Origin of the sequence: Belliella pelovolcani (assembly GCF_900156785.1) — a bacterium.
In the GTDB taxonomy this organism is placed as follows: Bacteria; Bacteroidota; Bacteroidia; order Cytophagales; family Cyclobacteriaceae; genus Belliella; species Belliella pelovolcani.
This window is the reverse complement of record NZ_FTOP01000005.1, coordinates 70,794-86,501: the sequence shown is the minus strand read 5'-3', so window position 1 is coordinate 86,501 and position 15,708 is coordinate 70,794. Positions and strand designations below refer to the sequence as shown.

The window sequence follows — 15,708 nt, the reverse complement described above, 5'->3', positions numbered from 1 at the left end:
TATCATTACCGGATGAAAGATATGATAATTTTTAACTCTAATAATTCATCAATATCATCATCAGTCAGGTCAAATTCAAATCTTTCTTCAACACTGATTGTTAGTCTATTTCTGCTCAATTCTGCTATTTCAAAGTCTATTGACTCCGAATCTGAACTTAATGTTAATATTGTATTGTCAGCATTTACTGAGTAAGTTCCTGATTCATCTAATTGATCATCAACTCTGATTTCATAAGAACCATTTGATGCGAAAATAAATCTTGTTCCTTCGAAATCGTCACTTTCAAAGAAACCATCTTTTAAGGATTGAGAAGCTGCTGTTGCTTGAGCAGGTGTAGCTCCAAATTCTTGAATAAAAAAATCAACATCTGACATATTATTGATACTGATTTCTAAATCGAATTCATCATAATCCCAAGTACCCTCAATACTCACCATCTCAGGGTCATCATCATTCCCGCATGAAGTAAAGAAAGTAAGGCTAAGGATTGCAAATATTGCAAATGAGAATTTCAGTAAAGAATTTTTCATACTCGTCTGTAGTTTAAAGAGAAACATATTTTCTCTAAAATAAAATATTTCCATTTATTTATATAATATTTAATGATTTAATTTTTATATAAATTCATTTTTTTGGTTTTATTTAAACTTAACTACAATTCAAATCACTCGTTTAACCATAACTCTTATTTCTTAGGCTTGAGTTTTAAGCGTTTTTAAACTTTTGCCTGCTAACATTTTTTATATTTGGTCTTATGAAGAAATTACTTACCTCTATGTCTGTGGCTGGAAGTTTAGCATTAGGCTTTTTGGCATGCGACAGTAACCCTATTGAACCAACATCCGAAATGGAAGAAAATCATAAAATAGTCGTTTATCAGGTTTTTACACGGCTTTTTGGAAATACCAATACCAATAATAAACCTTGGGGTACTTTGGAAGAAAATGGTGTCGGGAAGTTTTCAGATTTTACCGAAAAAGCACTTCAAGAAATCAAAGATTTAGGTGCCACCCATATCTGGTACACAGGTGTTCCTCACCATGCAGTGATTAGGGATTATACAGCTTATGGAATTTCTAATGACGATCCAGATGTGGTCAAAGGTCGAGCTGGATCGCCATACGCGGTCAAGGACTACTACCAAGTCAATCCAGATCTGGCTGATGATCCAAGCAAGCGGCTTGAGGAATTCGAGGCCTTAATCAAGCGAACCCATGCTCAAGGATTGAAAGTTCTGATAGACATCGTCCCCAATCATGTGGCAAGAAAGTACGAAGGCAAAAACAATCCTGAGGGAGTCAAAGACTTTGGAGCCGATGATGATACTAGTGTAGCATACAAAAGAGATAATAACTTCTATTACATTCCAGAGAAAGCATTTGAAGTTCCATTGCCACAAGGTGACTATCGTCCACTCGGAGGGGAAGATCATCCCTTAGCTGATGGAAGTTTTGATGAAAACCCTGCCAAATGGACTGGAAATGGCTCACGAGAAGCTAGACCTGATTTCAATGATTGGTACGAGACAGTGAAGATCAATTATGGTATCAAGCCAGATGGGAGCAAGGACTTCCCTGAGCTGCCAGACTATTTCAGAGAAGCTGATTTTGAAGCACATTTTGAATTTTGGCAAGATAAGGATGTACCAGATTCATGGAAGAAATTCAGAAATATTGCCCTATTCTGGACAGCAAAAGGTGTGGATGGCTTTCGATTTGACATGGCGGAAATGGTTCCTGTGGAATTTTGGAGTTACATGAACTCCGCTATTAAGATGGCTAATCCTGATGCTTTTCTCTTGGCTGAAATTTACAATCCAAGAGAACACAGAAACTACATCCAATTGGGCAAAATGGACTATCTCTACGATAAGGTAGAGCTCTATGATACGCTGAAAAACATCATGCAAGGCAGAGGCTCCACTGACAATCTTATCCAGATTCAGCAGGGGCTTTCTGATATCAGTCAGCACATGTTGCATTTCTTAGAAAATCATGACGAGCAAAGAATTGCCAGTCCAGAATTTGCAGGAAAAGCGGAAATCGCCAAACCTGCTGCAGTGCTTTCGGCCACCGTCGATCAAGCACCAATGATGATTTATTTTGGACAGGAAGTTGGCGAGCCAGCGGTAGAGCATGCAGGCTTTGGAAGTGCGAGTAGGACGTCTATCTTCGATTACATTGGCGTTCCCCACCATCAAAGATGGATGAATGATGGGAAATTTGATGGAGGTCAACTCAGTACTTCTGAAAAAGAGCTCAGAGATTTCTATAAAAGATTATTGAATTTCACGATCAAGAGTCCTGCACTTGCAGGTAATTATGCTGAAATCCATGCATTCAATAGAGGTAATACTGAATGGTACAATGACCGAGTATTCTCTTACATCAGGTGGTCGCATGAACAAAAGCTCATCATCATCACCAATTTTGCTCAAAATGACACCTTTGGCTTTGACTTACAAATCCCTGCCAGCATCATCACCGCTTGGGGATTGGAAGATGGAGAATATGAATTGGAGGAAAAGCTATACCAGTCAGCCAAGGCAAAACTACATATCCATGCTGGTCTAGGAACAGTCAGGGTAGATTTGGAGCCATTGGAGAGTTGGATTTTGGAGCTTAAAGGAGTTGATTAGAAATTAAGTTCATTAAGTTATTGAAGGATTAGAGAGTAGAAATTGATTTGGTTAAAGCCAAAACTGAATCATTGAATTGTTTGCCTCCAGCTAAAGCAAGTGTCAATCGAAGTTGCGATTCTTTTCAATTGGAATGTTGCTTTTGCCCTCCCTTAGAACGGAGGGCTATTTGAATTAGCTTTACCTTAACCTTCAAATACCAAGATCTAAAAATACAATTGATACAAACAAACTGTATTTCCAAAAATACATTTTTACAATTTAATCGTATGTTCTAAGATACGTTTTTAAATTAATTTTGTATCTTTGAAAATACAATGGAAGCATTATTAAATAGATATAGAAACTTATTACAGTCTGTGAAGACAGACTTTAAGAGAAGTCATTACCAGAAGATCAACTGGAGTGGTAGAGGAATTTGTATTTTGGGCGCTAGAGGAACAGGCAAATCAACATTGATGCTGCAATATCTCAAAGAAAACTTGCCACTTGACAAATCTCTCTACCTGAGTTTGGATGACTTATATTTCAAACAAAATAGCTTGGTTGAACTAGCAGAAAGGTTTTATCATTTGGGAGGTAGAAATCTACTATTGGATGAAGTTCATAAATATGAGGATTGGCAAACTGCCGTAAAGAATATTTATGATTTCTATCCTGATCTGAAGCTTATCATATCTGGATCTTCAATTTTGGAACTGCAAAAATCTCAAGCAGATTTGAGTAGAAGACTGGTCTATTTTGAATTACCTGAATTATCATTTAGAGAATATCTTAGTCTGAAATTGAAAATAAACCTGGAAATCTATTCTTTCGATACACTCTTAAATGACCATCAGAAAATCACATATCAGATTCAAGAGTTGATACCCAATTTGATGTTGGAATTTGAATCTTATAAAAAAACTGGCGCTTATCCCTTTTTCTTGGAGGGTGAAAGAGATTATACTTCTAAAATCAATCAACTGATAAACGTCATCATTGATTATGATCTACCAGAAGGAAAAGACATATCTACAAGTACACAGGCAAAATTGAAAAAGCTTCTCTATCTTCTTTCTACTTCTGTTCCTTTCAGTCCAAACATTACAAAACTTGCAGAAAAAACAGAAACGACAAGACCAAGGCTACTTGAAATGCTCCATATGTTGGAAGTGTCCAAACTAATCAAAAACCTGAGGAGCTCTTCTAAAGGAATAAGTATGATGAATAAACCAGACAAGATTTATCTCTCAAATACCAACCTTATTTATGCCCTCGCATTGGAAAATCAAAACCAAGGAAATATCAGAGAGACTTTTTTCTATAATCAACTTGAAAACAGTGGTGCATCTCTCACCACAGCAAAAAATGGTGATTTTTTAATTGACAATAAATTCGAATTTGAGATTGGAGGAAAAAACAAAAATTTCAATCAGATAGCCAATATTCCAGATTCTTTTGTAGCTGCTGATGAAATGCTCCATGGCATTGGTAACAAAATCCCATTGTATCTTTTTGGATTTTTATACTAAAAAAGCCCCAATCTAAAGGGGCTTTTTTGAATATTTACATATATCAATTCTACGAGAGCAGAAAAGTATCTAAAACCATTTTTTATACATAATTATTCAACATCACTGGCATCACAAGCATCAAGATGTCTTCATTATCTGATTTGTCAGAAGGCACGATTAGACCAGCTCTGTTTGGTGCTGAAAACTGAAGTGTTACCTCTTTGGAAGAAATATTATTCAGCATCTCTACCAAAAACTTGGCGTTGAATCCAATCTCAATATCCTCCCCATCATGCTCGCAAGAAAGCCTTTCATTGGCCTCGTTAGAGAAGTCCAAATCTTCGGCAGAAATCTGTAGCTCACTACCTGCAAGCTTCAACCTCACCTGGTGCGTGGTCTTGTTTGCATAGATTGCGATCCTTCTTAGAGAGCCCAAAAACTCAAGTCTATCAATCGTCATGTGGTTTGGATTGTCTACAGGGATGACATTTTCATAATCCGGGAAACGCTCGTCGATCAATCTACAAATCATTTTGATGCTCCCAAAATTGAAGTATGCATTGGAGCTATTGAATTCTACAGTCACAGGGATATTCTCAGATGGCAAAGTAGACTTCAATAAGTTAAGCGCTTTTCTAGGAATGATGATACTGGCTGCATCCTGCGAAGCCACATCCACTCTTCTGTACCTGATCAACCTGTGTCCATCAGTTGCTACAAAAGTAGTATTGGTGCTGCTCAAGTTGATGTACACCCCGGTCATGGCAGGTCTCAATTCATCATTGCTTGTTGCAAAGATGGTATTGCTAATAGCACTACTCAATACCTCAGTAGACATATCTACAGAAGAAGCGTTGGTTACGGCAGCAATTTTTGGGAAATCTGTTGCATTTTCTCCTGCCAACTTGTACCTACCATTGTCAGAACTGATCTCGATGCTATAAGTATCATGATCAATGCTAAAAGTCACTGGCTGCTCAGGTAGGTTCTTCAAAGTCTCTATCAAGATCTTTGCTGGTACAGCGATGTTTCCATCTTCCTTAGCTTCTACATCGATTTCAGTCATCATAGAAGTCTGTAAATCTGAGGCAGTGATGGTCAATTTCCCTTCTTTGATTTCAAAGAGAAAGTTTTCCAAAATAGGCACTACCGGATTGGTAGTCACTACTCCGTTGATTGCGGAAAGCTGCTTCAATAGTGCAGAAGAGGAAACAATGAATTTCATATCGATAAGGCTTATTTAATGTCGAAATATTATAACAGGGTAAATTTATAAATAAAATCATAAAGACAGCCAATGACTGGAATTTTGATTGAAAAAAAGTGATGGAAAGGAGGAATTCAAAAGGATGAAGGAGGAAAGCTTCTCGCAAAGATTTCAAAGGAGCATAGATGCGGTAGGGTCATGGGATTTATAGAAAAGGTCATCAGAAAATCTCCTGTTTTGGTATGAAATATATTAATGCTGGAAAATGAACCATCTCCAAATCCCAGAAGAGTGTCATTATAAATCTTGGTATTCCAAACCGATGAAAAACTAAATCCACTATCATCTATTTGAACAGAGTCTATAATAGTAAGCTCCCCTGGAATGATTTAAAAAATGTTTTCTTGTTGTCGATTGCATCCTGATATCCCCATTCAAAACACAATAACCCATATAATTCTAACTATCATTTTCTCAAAACATTAACTAAACACCTTACCCTTTTAATCAAATATCAATCGCTTCAAATACAAGTTCTCATCTTTCTCCCTGATTAAAATACTCACTGTGTCTCCTTTGACTTGAGGGATCAATTTTCTTAATTCATTTAAATGCCATGATCCCGCCAGTTCCTTTTCTTTGATTGTCATATTCTCTAGATCAATTTTCATCAACATCCATTTATAAGTACCCAAACCATATTCTCTATCACGGGTATCAAATGAACTGTAAGTCGCATAAAATATTTTTTCAGAAGAATTTTGATCGGAAGCCAATCCATTGAACTGATCAGTTAGCGGAGCGGAAAATGGATCATTGGTGTAATATCCAATTTCAGGATCATGATGTTCAGATTCCAACTTATACACGCCGTCCAAGTCACCATTAAGCAAATACTCTTTCAAAATCGGAACTCCAGCCACATTCAGGATATAGATTTTTCCGTCTTTAATAATCTTGTTTTCATTAGCACTTAAAACCAAATTACCCTCTGTATAAGGCTTTGGATAATTCCCTACTTTGTATTTAAATTCTCCATTGCTATTAATAATTGTAAGTAGAGGAGAATATGAAAAGGTTTCTTTTATTGTCCCACCTGAATATTCTGTACTTACAAAAAATTGATTATCATAAAACTCAAAAAAAGTGTCAAACTGAGCTTTAAATAACTCCTTTTCAAATTTTAAATCAACTGTTCTAATAAATTCTTTATTTAAGGTAAAGACATATACTTTACTTAAAAGGTGATTAAGAAGAAAGAAATTGTCTCCATTTACGGCAAAATTTGAATAACTCTTTTTGGGAATTATAAAACTTTCGATACTATCTGATTCAAAGGTCATCAGAAAATCTCCTGTTTTGGTATGAAATATATTAATGCTGGAAAATGAACCATCTCCAAATCCCAGAAGAGTGTCATTATAAATCTTGGTATTCCAAACTGATGAAAAACTAAATCCACTATCATCGATTTGAACCGAGTCGATAATTTTTAAATTTCCTGATTCAATCTTGAAAACTCTTTCTTCTGACTGTTGACATGAAATCAAATTAATAACAATAAGAAGACACGAATATATTTTAATTTTCATATTATTTTGTTAATGGTAAAAAAGTGGAGGGTTTCCCCTCCAAAATTATTAGGCTCTTACAGTAGTACCTCTTGCAACTGTCACTTCTCCATACTCACCACAATCATATATTGCAGTAGCCCCGCCTTCATTTATCTTTTTCAATGTACAAGGAACAGCATTTGCATCCTGCACATTAACGAAGAACATCCCAACCATGGCAAACATGATTAAACCTGATTTTAAAATTGAATTTTTCATAAGAATTAGATAAGTTTTTCCACACACTCCTAAAAAGTATTCAGATTAGATATCGAAGACTTTTCGATGCTCAAAGTACCCCCCCGAAATTAAAAAACAAGTTCTCCCTAAATATTTTTTATAATAATTTCAATTTTTTATATTGTTTAAAAAAACATAATAGTTGTTTATTTACCTATTCAAACAGCTTGTTATTACTAAAAGCCATTTTCATCACCAAAAAACAATTTTCACTTATTGAAAAAATTTAATTGATGATTATCACCTATATCCCCATATAAAATTTACCTCGAGTGATAGGAGAGTGTAATTTTTTTTGGATATCAGCTAAAATTGATAAGCGCCACAGGAAAGATCAAGACCTCTGAAGCGATTCAACCTTTTGTAAGAGAGTGTTCAGACCCTGTCAGGGTCTGAAATTGGCAGGGCATTTGTCATTTATCGCCACGGGTCTCACCCGAGGCTATTGAGAGGTTTGACCACTTCGTGGTCGGTGAATCGCATAAAAATAGATGTATCTAACGACGGGGGTCTGTCAGTTTTCTCAATATTTAAATCCGCCTCGACGGGCAAGTTTTTAAAGTCTGAAAATCAACATATTCATTTCAATTACATTCCTTTGCACCTTATCTGCCTTTGCGAGCAAACATCCAAACCAATGAAAGTAAACCCAACAATACCACTGGCAGCAAGACATTGATCACTTGCCATTTTACTTTCTCTTGACTGACCTTTACTTTGTTGAGCGGACGGATTTGGAATTGCTTGGTTCTGGTGGCGATGATACCTTCTGGCTCGACCAAATAATTGATCATGTTTTGGAGCAATAGCCGATTGCCATACTGCATATCACTGTAAGGATCCAAGCCTATTGGCAAAGGTTCGCCTGACCTCGGATCAAAAGAACTTTCAAATAGCCTTCCAGTACCTGCTACAAATACTTTTCCTTGCCTACCTGATTCCAAAAAACCTTCCTTTGGCATCCCATCAGGCAAAAATCTGTTTTTGAACAAAGATGTGAAGTCTCCCTCCAGTAAATAAAGTAGGGGTAGGTTTTGTAAGGCATAGGATTCCAAGTCAGGACCATCCTCCATATCCTGAAAAGCAACCCGAACAGGCGCTGCTAGCTTCTTTCCAAAATCAGATCCAAAGATCAAGGGCGTTTTCTTCACACCATCAGCTTTGACTGTATCTAAGCTTGAAGTAAATCTAAAAACGATCTGATCTAGGCCTTTGGTAACAGGATGCTTTGCCATCCTCCCTGCGGCAATGTAAAATGGCCAAGGCAAAGGAACCAACTGCTGCTGATCCCCAAAATTACCTGCCATCACAGGGTGGTATCCAAAATTCATGTCTTGAACAAAATCCTTGTTGACCCGAATACCAAACCTAAAGAGCAGCTGATCCAGCCCATTATCGAAGGGCATAGCCACTGTTCCATCTCCACCAGCTTCATCCATATCATAAGCCAAAGCATTGGGCAAGATGACAAGATTCCCGCCTCTCATCAAGTATTGATCGACAAGGTAAATTTCTCTCTCTGAATAAGTCTCCTTTGGACCGGCTATAATCAGCACATCAAAAGGATCCAAATCTTCTACCTTTTTTGCTTGCTCCAGTGGTATCTTGAAAACTTCAAAATCCTCCACCAATGCTTCTACGATCCCAAAGCCATCATCGCCCTCCAACTCACCATTTCCCATCAGCATACCTACGGCATATTGCTGCTTGCTCACGAGCTTACGCACTGCATTGATCAGCTCAAACTCTAAATTCTCCACAGAATTATTCAAAATTTGATCCGGTGACATGCCCTTTTCTCCCCGGAGGAGCAATGCTCCTGTTTCATACTCGGAATCCTTGATCAATACTCCTGGGAAAATCATTCTGGTCTTCTGTCCTCCATCTTCATTGACAAAAAGATTGGTGGGCTGGATTCCATAGTCCGTCAAACCAACAATAAAGTCCTCTTGTTGCTCAGCAGGAAGTGCAAGCGGATCGAGGTAATAAAAACTGATTTTCTGAGCACTGTAGGCATTGAAAGTTCGGACCATTTGCTCTATCGACCTTTGTAGCCTGCGCATGCCTCCTGGAAGGTTGCCAGTGAGTAGGATTTCTACTTCAAGTGGCTCTTCAAGATGCTCTAATACCCGCACAGTAGCAGGATGCAGGGAATATCTTTTTTCCTCCGTCAAGTCAATCCTAAAATGGACCAATCTAAAAAGCATATTGATTACTACGATGATCAAAAGGATCAAACCGAGTGATTTCAGAATATGTTTGCTGCTTTTGTTTTTCATTTTCTTCTGATCAAAATAACAGTCAAACCCAACATCAAAATGATAATAGAGAGAAAATAGGCGACATTCTGCGCTTCGATTACTCCCCTACTCATACTTTCATAGTGGTAACTCAAACTCAATTCTTCCAACAAGAGTGCAAAGGAAGACATCACCTGCAACTGCACCAAAGCTGTCAGTCCAAAGTAAAGCAAGAAAATCATGAATACTCCCCAGATAAACGCAATGATCTGATGGCTTGTCAATGCGCTGGCAAAAATCCCAATGGAAGCGAAGACCGCGCCAATCAGCAAAAGCCCAATCCAAGATCCAAAGAATCCAGCATGATCAATATTCCCTACAGGTTCACCTAGCTGCACAATGCTGTAATAATAGACTAAAGTGGGTAACACGGCGATAAAAACCAGTGTAAATGCGGCTAGAAACTTTGCTAGTATAATTGCCAAATCTCCTAGTGGTGAAGTTCTCAAAATTTCCCAAGTCCCTGATTTTCTTTCTTCTGCAATCATCTTCATCGTGATCGCAGGAATCAGAAAAGTGAAAACATAAGGTGTATAAACAAATAGTGGCTCCAAATCCGCGAAACCATAAGCCAACACTGAAGAGTCAGGGAAAACCCAGACCATCAAACCAATGGAAATCAGGAAAACAGCTAAAATTAGGAATCCTGAAAGGTTTCCAAAAAATGCGTTGATTTCCTTCCAATACAATGCGCGCATCAAATTATTTGCTTTGGGTGATTTGTTGAAAAATAGATTCCAAATTCTTTTCTTTTTGCTGAATACTGATCAAATTCAACTCTTTTTCTTGTACGATTTGAAGTAAAGCTTTTCTTCCGACACTGCCATCTTCAACGAGAATCGAAACAGCAAATTGCTTGTTAGGCACAAATTCAACTTTTCCAATCCCCTCAAACCAATCCAATTCTAAAGGCTCTTCTGTTTCTAAAGTCAGTGCTACTTTACCCGCTTCAGACTTTAGATTGGATAAAAGGTCAGAAGCTACAATTTTTCCTCTGTTGATAATCACTACTTTCTCGCAGATGGCTTCCACTTCCTGCATGATGTGTGTGCTGAGAATCAGGGTTTTTTCCTTGCTAATTTTCTTAATCAAAGCACGTATTTCCACCAATTGATTAGGGTCTAGACCTGTGGTCGGCTCATCCAAGATGATTACTTCAGGATCATGGATCAGTGCTTTGGCCAATCCGACACGCTGTCTATATCCTTTAGAAAGTTGATGGATCTTTTTGTGTGCTTCCACTTCCAAACCACAAAGCGGAATCAATTCATCGATTCTGCTTTTGGCTTTTTGACCTTTGATGCCATAAAGTCCAGCGATAAATCCCAAAAACTCCCTCACATACATATCCAAATATAGCGGATTATGCTCCGGCAAATAGCCGATAAGCTTAGACACAGCTTGGGGTGACTTCATTACAGAAATCCCATTGATCAGCACATCCCCTTCATCTGGCAATAAAAACCCTGTGGCAATTTTCATGGTGGTGGATTTCCCAGCGCCATTAGGACCTAAAAAACCCAAAACCTGCCCTTTTTCAGCTTCAAAGGAAACTTGGTCAAGGGCCTTTTGCTGCGCATAGATTTTGGTAAGGTTCTGAACGATCAGGGACATGGACGCTTATTGAAAATTATCAGACGAAGTTAAGCAGATGTAGGGAAGTAGCAAAAAAATCCCCTATGACAGGGTGTTTTTCTTTGAATTAACGAGTATTTAAATTCTAACCCAAAACCAATCTCACCAACTCCTGCATCGCTTTCCCAGATCTACTGGCCACGTCCACCACATCTTCATGTGCAAAAAGCTTGTTGTCAGTTGGATTGCATTCGTTGGTAATGACGGAGAAGCCGAGGACCTTCATATCCATTTGATTGGCAGCGATCACTTCTGGAACTGTACTCATCCCGACCGCATCACCACCCAATGTTCTGTAGTATCGGATTTCTGCTTTTGTTTCTAGACTTGGACCAGTCACTCCTGTATATGTTCCCTCTCTTAGGTTGATTTGTAAAGATTTTGCCTTTTCCTTGGCCAGATTTCTCCAAGCTAGATCATAAGGCTCACTCATATCGGGAAACCTTACTCCAAAATCTATTGCATCTTTACCTCTGAGTGAATTAGATGGAAACTTGTCGATATGGTCAGTGATCAGCATCAAATCACCTACTTTGAAATCAGGATTCAAGCCACCCGCAGCATTGGATACGACCAGATTTTTTACTCCCAACAAACTCAAAACTCTTAAAGGAAATACGGTCTCACCCAATTCATAGCCTTCATAATAATGAAATCTGCCATTCATTACCCAGATCCATTTGTCTCCAACCTTACCCAACATCAATTCACCTGAATGGCCTGCAACAGTAGAAACAGGGAAATATGGAATCTGACCATAAGGAATGGAAACAGCTTCTTCCAAAACCTCCACAAACCCACCCAAACCAGAACCCAATATCACCAAAGTGTCAGCAGTTTGAGAAACTTGAGACTGAACATAGGCTGCCGCGGAATTTGCTTTTTCGAAATAGGTCATGGGGGATAGTTGAAAGGTTATAAAGTTGGAAGGTTGTTAGTTGATTGAGTTATTGGGTTATTGGGGGAATAGGGGTGGAAGAATTGGTAGGTTCAGGAATGTATTAGTGATTGGTTAATGGTTGATTGAGTTATTTGAAGTTGAGGTGCTTGGTTTTTTTTTGGAAAATAGTAGTTAATATTTTTTCCTTTCGGCGAGCGCTATGGATACCGCAGTTTGTACAACTTATGGTTTAGGCTGAAACTTTTTTACTGTAACAGAAACGGTTTAGTAAGCTGTTTTATTTATTAGTGCATTTTTCCCCTTTGAATAAAGAAATTCAACCCTTTCAGGGTTGATAAAACAATTAGATCTGAATTATTTACCCTGCTTTTCATACAGGGCTAATCTAAGTTTAACCCCTTCGGGTTTTCACATGTTTTGTTTTACATGAATTCACATCTCAGTCCACAGATATAGCCTTCAAATCCTACATCGACACCTCTTACTTGGTACATCATACTTGGTACTTGGTACATTGTACTTGGTACTTGGTACAATAACACTACGCTACCCGCTTTACCAGCTCTTTAATGATCAATGACATTTTGGGTTCGGCGATGGCAGCAGCAGCCAGGACCTCTGCGATGCTCACTTCCTTGATATTCCCTGGGGAACACAAGTCAGTGATGGCTGATATTGCAAATACTTCCATATCCATGTGTCTAGCCACGATGACCTCAGGAATCGTACTCATTCCTACCGCATCTGCTCCGATAGTCCTTAGGTATTTGTATTCTGCTTTGGTTTCTAGGTTGGGACCCTGTACACCCGCATATACTCCCTGATTGATTTCCAATTTATTTCCCTGAGCAATCTCCAAAGCACTGTTGATCAACCTCCTGCTATAAGGCTCACTCATGTCTGGAAATCTCACACCAAATGCATCCAAATTCTTCCCCCTCAGTGGATTTTCAGGAAAGAGATCTATATGGTCATTGAGGATCATCAGCCCACCAACCTGATACTCGGGGTGTAGACCACCTGCTGCATTGGAGACAATCAGCTGCTTGACACCCAAGCGCTTCATCACGCGCACTGGAAAAGTCACCTCTTTCATCGAGTAGCCTTCATAATAGTGAAATCTCCCTTGCATGGCCAATACGCGCTTGCCCGAAAGCTTCCCAATGATCAACTTCCCGCTATGACTCTCCACCGTAGAAACAGGAAAAAACGGAATCTCCTGATAAGGAATCTCATGCTCGATTTCGATCTGCTGTATCAACTGCCCCAAGCCAGTTCCCAAAATAATTCCAATGGAAATTGGATCTGCAAATACTTGGTGAATATGATCTACGGCATGTTGTACTTGGGTGGAATAGTCTATTTGAGGTTCCTGTCGCATTTCTTTAAATTTTGGTCTAAAATAAGGAATTCATTTTTGTTTAAACTATTCCGCCTTTACTTTGTAATTGTTCCTAAAGAAAAAAACATGATCAAAATTATCGTAGGTACCAATCGCAAAAATTCACTTTCGAGACAACTCGCTGAAATATATCAAGAAACCTTAGCAAGCATGGACGTATCATCAGAAATTTTAGATATGCGAGATCTGCCTGCTGATTTTGTGTTTTCGGCACTCTACGAAAACAATGGGAAAAACCCTGTTTACAATGCTTTTCATGATCAAGTCAAGACAGGGGAAAAATTTGTTTTTATTGTCCCTGAATATAATGGTTCATTTCCAGGAATTCTGAAAGCATTTATTGATGGAATGACTTACCCTAATACATTTAGAGATAAAAAATGCGCCCTGATGGGGCTATCTTCAGGAATAGGCGGGGGTGGCATCGCATTGAGCCACCTCACCGACATCTTCCATTACCTTGGGATGCATGTACTTCCCCTCAAACTCAAATTTGCGAAGATCGAGGAAAATATGTCAGATAACCTGCTCACCAACAGGCTGTACATGGAATTGCTCCGTTCCCAGGCTGAAATGTTGATTAAGTACTAAGACTTAATCAACATTGTCATGTAGAAATCTATTGTTCTTCAAGAATTCATTGTCATCAGTCAAATTGAATCTTGAGATACTTCTTTCAGAACTGTGTTGCACATCATTCAGCTTCACTTGTCTTCTCACATAAGCAGGAGTTTCCAACTTGTCCTTGAATTCCTCTGGATTGTGTGCGTTATTTTTCAAGCTTTTCAGCTTCTCGAAGCGTTCGTGTGCTCTTTGGATGGCCTTCTGCTTCAATTGCTCATAATAGTCATTGCTGTAAGCTGGGCTATCAGCTGGAGCTTCCTCTTTTTGTGAAGCTTGCACCTCTGGCTCTTCTTCTTCTAAAGTAAATACCTTCTTCTCAGGCTCAGCTGTATTGGCTTTGACAAACTCAAATTCTGGTTCATCTTCTTGCTCCACCTCTATTTGCTTTGGTGCCATAGATTGCGCTGGTTCAACCGCTTTTGGTTGCTCCATTTTGAAATTATTTTCAGTTGGAGTAGGGAAAAGCGGCTTTTGAAAAGTGAAAGTAAAAGTCTGACCAGACTGTGCTGGTGCATCTTCTTCCACTTTTGAGGTCTTGCCAGACTCTAGGTGAATGACTTTTTTCACATTCTCCTCTTCAAGAGTTTCTGAAACTTCTACCTTTTTCTGTTCTTGAGGTTCTACAGCCTTGGCTGCTGTAGGGGTCGTCAAGCTATCCATCTCAAACCCTGTAGCAATTACAGTCACACGGATGGCTTTAGCTAAATCTTGATCAATACCTTGACCGAAGATCAACTCTGCATCAGCACCTGCACGCTCTTGGATGTATTCCGTGATTTCGCTCAATTCGTCCATAGACAATTCCTCTTCCTCACCAGACATGATGGAAAGCAATATTTTCTGAGCACCCTTGATATCCACATTGTTCAAAAGTGGAGAGGCGATTGCTTTCTCAGCAGCTTTGATCGCTCTGCCTTCACCTTCTTCTACTGCGGAACCCATCACTGCTGCACCAGCATCCTTCATGACTGTCTTCACATCTTCAAAATCCACATTGACATCTTGATGTACAGTGATGATTTCAGCAATTGACTTGGCTGCCGTGGTAAGGACATTATCAGCTTTGGCAAAAGCAGAACGGATAGCCAAATTACCGTAGACTTCTCTCAATTTGTCATTGAGGATCACGAGAACGGTATCACAGTTTTCTCTCAAAGCTTCAATCCCTGCTTGTGCAGAAGCCATTTTCTTTCTTCCCTCAAACATGAACGGAGCCGTCACGATCCCTACCGTGAGGATATCCAAATCCTTGGCGATCTTGGCGATCACTGGAGCAGCACCTGTCCCAGTACCACCTCCCATACCAGCCGTAATGAATACCATCTTGGTATTATCAGAAAGCAATTCTCTGATCTCTTCTTTGCTTTCCAAAGCGGCATTTCTACCTCTCTCTGGATTGGCACCCGCTCCAAGACCTTCGGTTAGGTTGGCACCCAACTGCAAGCGCAAAGGTACTGGGCTACTTTTCAAAGCCTGTGCATCCGTATTGACTACTACGAATTCCACATCTTTGATACCTTGATTGTACATGTGGTTCACCGCATTGGAACCACCTCCTCCAACACCTATCACCTTGATGATAGATTTGTGATTTTTTGGAAGATCAAACTTGTAATCTTTCATGTTATCTGACATTTTGAAATTATTTG

The 15,708-nt window shown here is 39.0% G+C and carries 13 protein-coding genes; 3 read left to right on the top strand and 10 right to left on the bottom strand.

What is annotated here, in order from left to right; translation table 11 throughout:
- Positions 1 to 5: 5 nt before the first annotated feature.
- On the bottom strand, positions 6 to 533 hold the full coding sequence (locus tag BW935_RS07360; protein ID WP_076500070.1) for a lipocalin family protein: 528 nt from the start codon (positions 531 to 533) through the stop codon (positions 6 to 8).
- A 224-nt stretch (positions 534 to 757) separates the two neighbouring features.
- Here BW935_RS07360 and BW935_RS07355 point away from each other — a divergent pair, with 224 nt between their 5' ends.
- Both BW935_RS07355 and BW935_RS07350 read left to right on the top strand, forming a co-directional pair.
- Positions 758 to 2,641: an alpha-amylase family protein gene (locus BW935_RS07355; protein ID WP_076500068.1), complete on the top strand. Its 1,884-nt coding sequence runs from the start codon at positions 758 to 760 to the stop codon at positions 2,639 to 2,641.
- 317 nt (positions 2,642 to 2,958) lie between these two features.
- Positions 2,959 to 4,155 (top strand): ATP-binding protein, encoded by a 1,197-nt coding sequence (locus BW935_RS07350; protein ID WP_076500066.1) that lies wholly within the window; start codon positions 2,959 to 2,961, stop codon positions 4,153 to 4,155.
- A gap of 82 nt (positions 4,156 to 4,237) precedes the next feature.
- Here the strand turns inward: BW935_RS07350 and dnaN are convergent, their stop codons facing one another.
- The 8 genes from dnaN to BW935_RS07310 form a co-directional block, all read right to left on the bottom strand.
- Positions 4,238 to 5,362: a DNA polymerase III subunit beta gene (gene dnaN / locus BW935_RS07345; RefSeq protein WP_076500064.1), complete on the bottom strand. Its 1,125-nt coding sequence runs from the start codon at positions 5,360 to 5,362 to the stop codon at positions 4,238 to 4,240.
- Between the two features lie 485 nt (positions 5,363 to 5,847).
- Positions 5,848 to 6,936, bottom strand: coding sequence for a hypothetical protein (locus BW935_RS07340; RefSeq protein WP_076500063.1), 1,089 nt, complete (start codon positions 6,934 to 6,936; stop codon positions 5,848 to 5,850).
- 48 nt (positions 6,937 to 6,984) lie between these two features.
- Entirely contained in the window at positions 6,985 to 7,176 is a 192-nt protein-coding gene (locus BW935_RS07335; protein WP_076500062.1) for a hypothetical protein, read from the bottom strand.
- 626 nt (positions 7,177 to 7,802) lie between these two features.
- Positions 7,803 to 9,476: a gliding motility-associated ABC transporter substrate-binding protein GldG gene (gldG, locus tag BW935_RS07330; RefSeq protein ID WP_076500061.1), complete on the bottom strand. Its 1,674-nt coding sequence runs from the start codon at positions 9,474 to 9,476 to the stop codon at positions 7,803 to 7,805.
- Positions 9,473 to 10,195, bottom strand: coding sequence for a gliding motility-associated ABC transporter permease subunit GldF (gldF, locus tag BW935_RS07325; protein WP_076500060.1), 723 nt, complete (start codon positions 10,193 to 10,195; stop codon positions 9,473 to 9,475). The genes gldG and gldF overlap by 4 nt, the downstream gene beginning before the upstream one ends.
- 4 nt (positions 10,196 to 10,199) lie before the next feature.
- A complete protein-coding gene (gldA, locus tag BW935_RS07320) occupies positions 10,200 to 11,111 on the bottom strand; it encodes a gliding motility-associated ABC transporter ATP-binding subunit GldA (protein ID WP_076500059.1) in 912 nt (303 codons plus the stop codon).
- 106 nt (positions 11,112 to 11,217) lie between these two features.
- Positions 11,218 to 12,030, bottom strand: a complete 813-nt coding sequence (locus BW935_RS07315; protein ID WP_076500058.1) for a purine-nucleoside phosphorylase — start codon at positions 12,028 to 12,030, stop codon at positions 11,218 to 11,220.
- A gap of 544 nt (positions 12,031 to 12,574) precedes the next feature.
- On the bottom strand, positions 12,575 to 13,414 hold the full coding sequence (locus BW935_RS07310) for a purine-nucleoside phosphorylase (protein WP_076500057.1): 840 nt from the start codon (positions 13,412 to 13,414) through the stop codon (positions 12,575 to 12,577).
- A gap of 87 nt (positions 13,415 to 13,501) precedes the next feature.
- Here BW935_RS07310 and BW935_RS07305 point away from each other — a divergent pair, with 87 nt between their 5' ends.
- Positions 13,502 to 14,026 carry an NADPH-dependent FMN reductase gene (locus BW935_RS07305; RefSeq protein WP_076500056.1) on the top strand — a complete coding sequence of 175 codons (525 nt, stop codon included), beginning with the start codon at positions 13,502 to 13,504 and terminating at the stop codon, positions 14,024 to 14,026.
- Between the two features lie 3 nt (positions 14,027 to 14,029).
- Here the strand turns inward: BW935_RS07305 and ftsZ are convergent, their stop codons facing one another.
- Complete coding sequence (ftsZ, locus tag BW935_RS07300; RefSeq protein ID WP_076500055.1) at positions 14,030 to 15,682, bottom strand: cell division protein FtsZ; 1,653 nt, start codon at positions 15,680 to 15,682, stop codon at positions 14,030 to 14,032.
- Positions 15,683 to 15,708 lie beyond the last annotated feature (26 nt).

What these genes read in the sequence shown, in the direction of transcription:
- BW935_RS07360 (WP_076500070.1), bottom strand. Translation starts at nt 533, where the DNA reads ATGAAAAATTCTTTACTGAAATTCTCATTTGCAATATTTGCAATCCTT.
- BW935_RS07355 (WP_076500068.1), top strand. Translation starts at nt 758, where the DNA reads ATGAAGAAATTACTTACCTCTATGTCTGTGGCTGGAAGTTTAGCATTA.
- BW935_RS07350 (WP_076500066.1), top strand. Translation starts at nt 2,959, where the DNA reads ATGGAAGCATTATTAAATAGATATAGAAACTTATTACAGTCTGTGAAG.
- dnaN (WP_076500064.1), bottom strand. Translation starts at nt 5,362, where the DNA reads ATGAAATTCATTGTTTCCTCTTCTGCACTATTGAAGCAGCTTTCCGCA.
- BW935_RS07340 (WP_076500063.1), bottom strand. Translation starts at nt 6,936, where the DNA reads ATGAAAATTAAAATATATTCGTGTCTTCTTATTGTTATTAATTTGATT.
- BW935_RS07335 (WP_076500062.1), bottom strand. Translation starts at nt 7,176, where the DNA reads ATGAAAAATTCAATTTTAAAATCAGGTTTAATCATGTTTGCCATGGTT.
- gldG (WP_076500061.1), bottom strand. Translation starts at nt 9,476, where the DNA reads ATGAAAAACAAAAGCAGCAAACATATTCTGAAATCACTCGGTTTGATC.
- gldF (WP_076500060.1), bottom strand. Translation starts at nt 10,195, where the DNA reads ATGCGCGCATTGTATTGGAAGGAAATCAACGCATTTTTTGGAAACCTT.
- gldA (WP_076500059.1), bottom strand. Translation starts at nt 11,111, where the DNA reads ATGTCCCTGATCGTTCAGAACCTTACCAAAATCTATGCGCAGCAAAAG.
- BW935_RS07315 (WP_076500058.1), bottom strand. Translation starts at nt 12,030, where the DNA reads ATGACCTATTTCGAAAAAGCAAATTCCGCGGCAGCCTATGTTCAGTCT.
- BW935_RS07310 (WP_076500057.1), bottom strand. Translation starts at nt 13,414, where the DNA reads ATGCGACAGGAACCTCAAATAGACTATTCCACCCAAGTACAACATGCC.
- BW935_RS07305 (WP_076500056.1), top strand. Translation starts at nt 13,502, where the DNA reads ATGATCAAAATTATCGTAGGTACCAATCGCAAAAATTCACTTTCGAGA.
- ftsZ (WP_076500055.1), bottom strand. Translation starts at nt 15,682, where the DNA reads ATGAAAGATTACAAGTTTGATCTTCCAAAAAATCACAAATCTATCATC.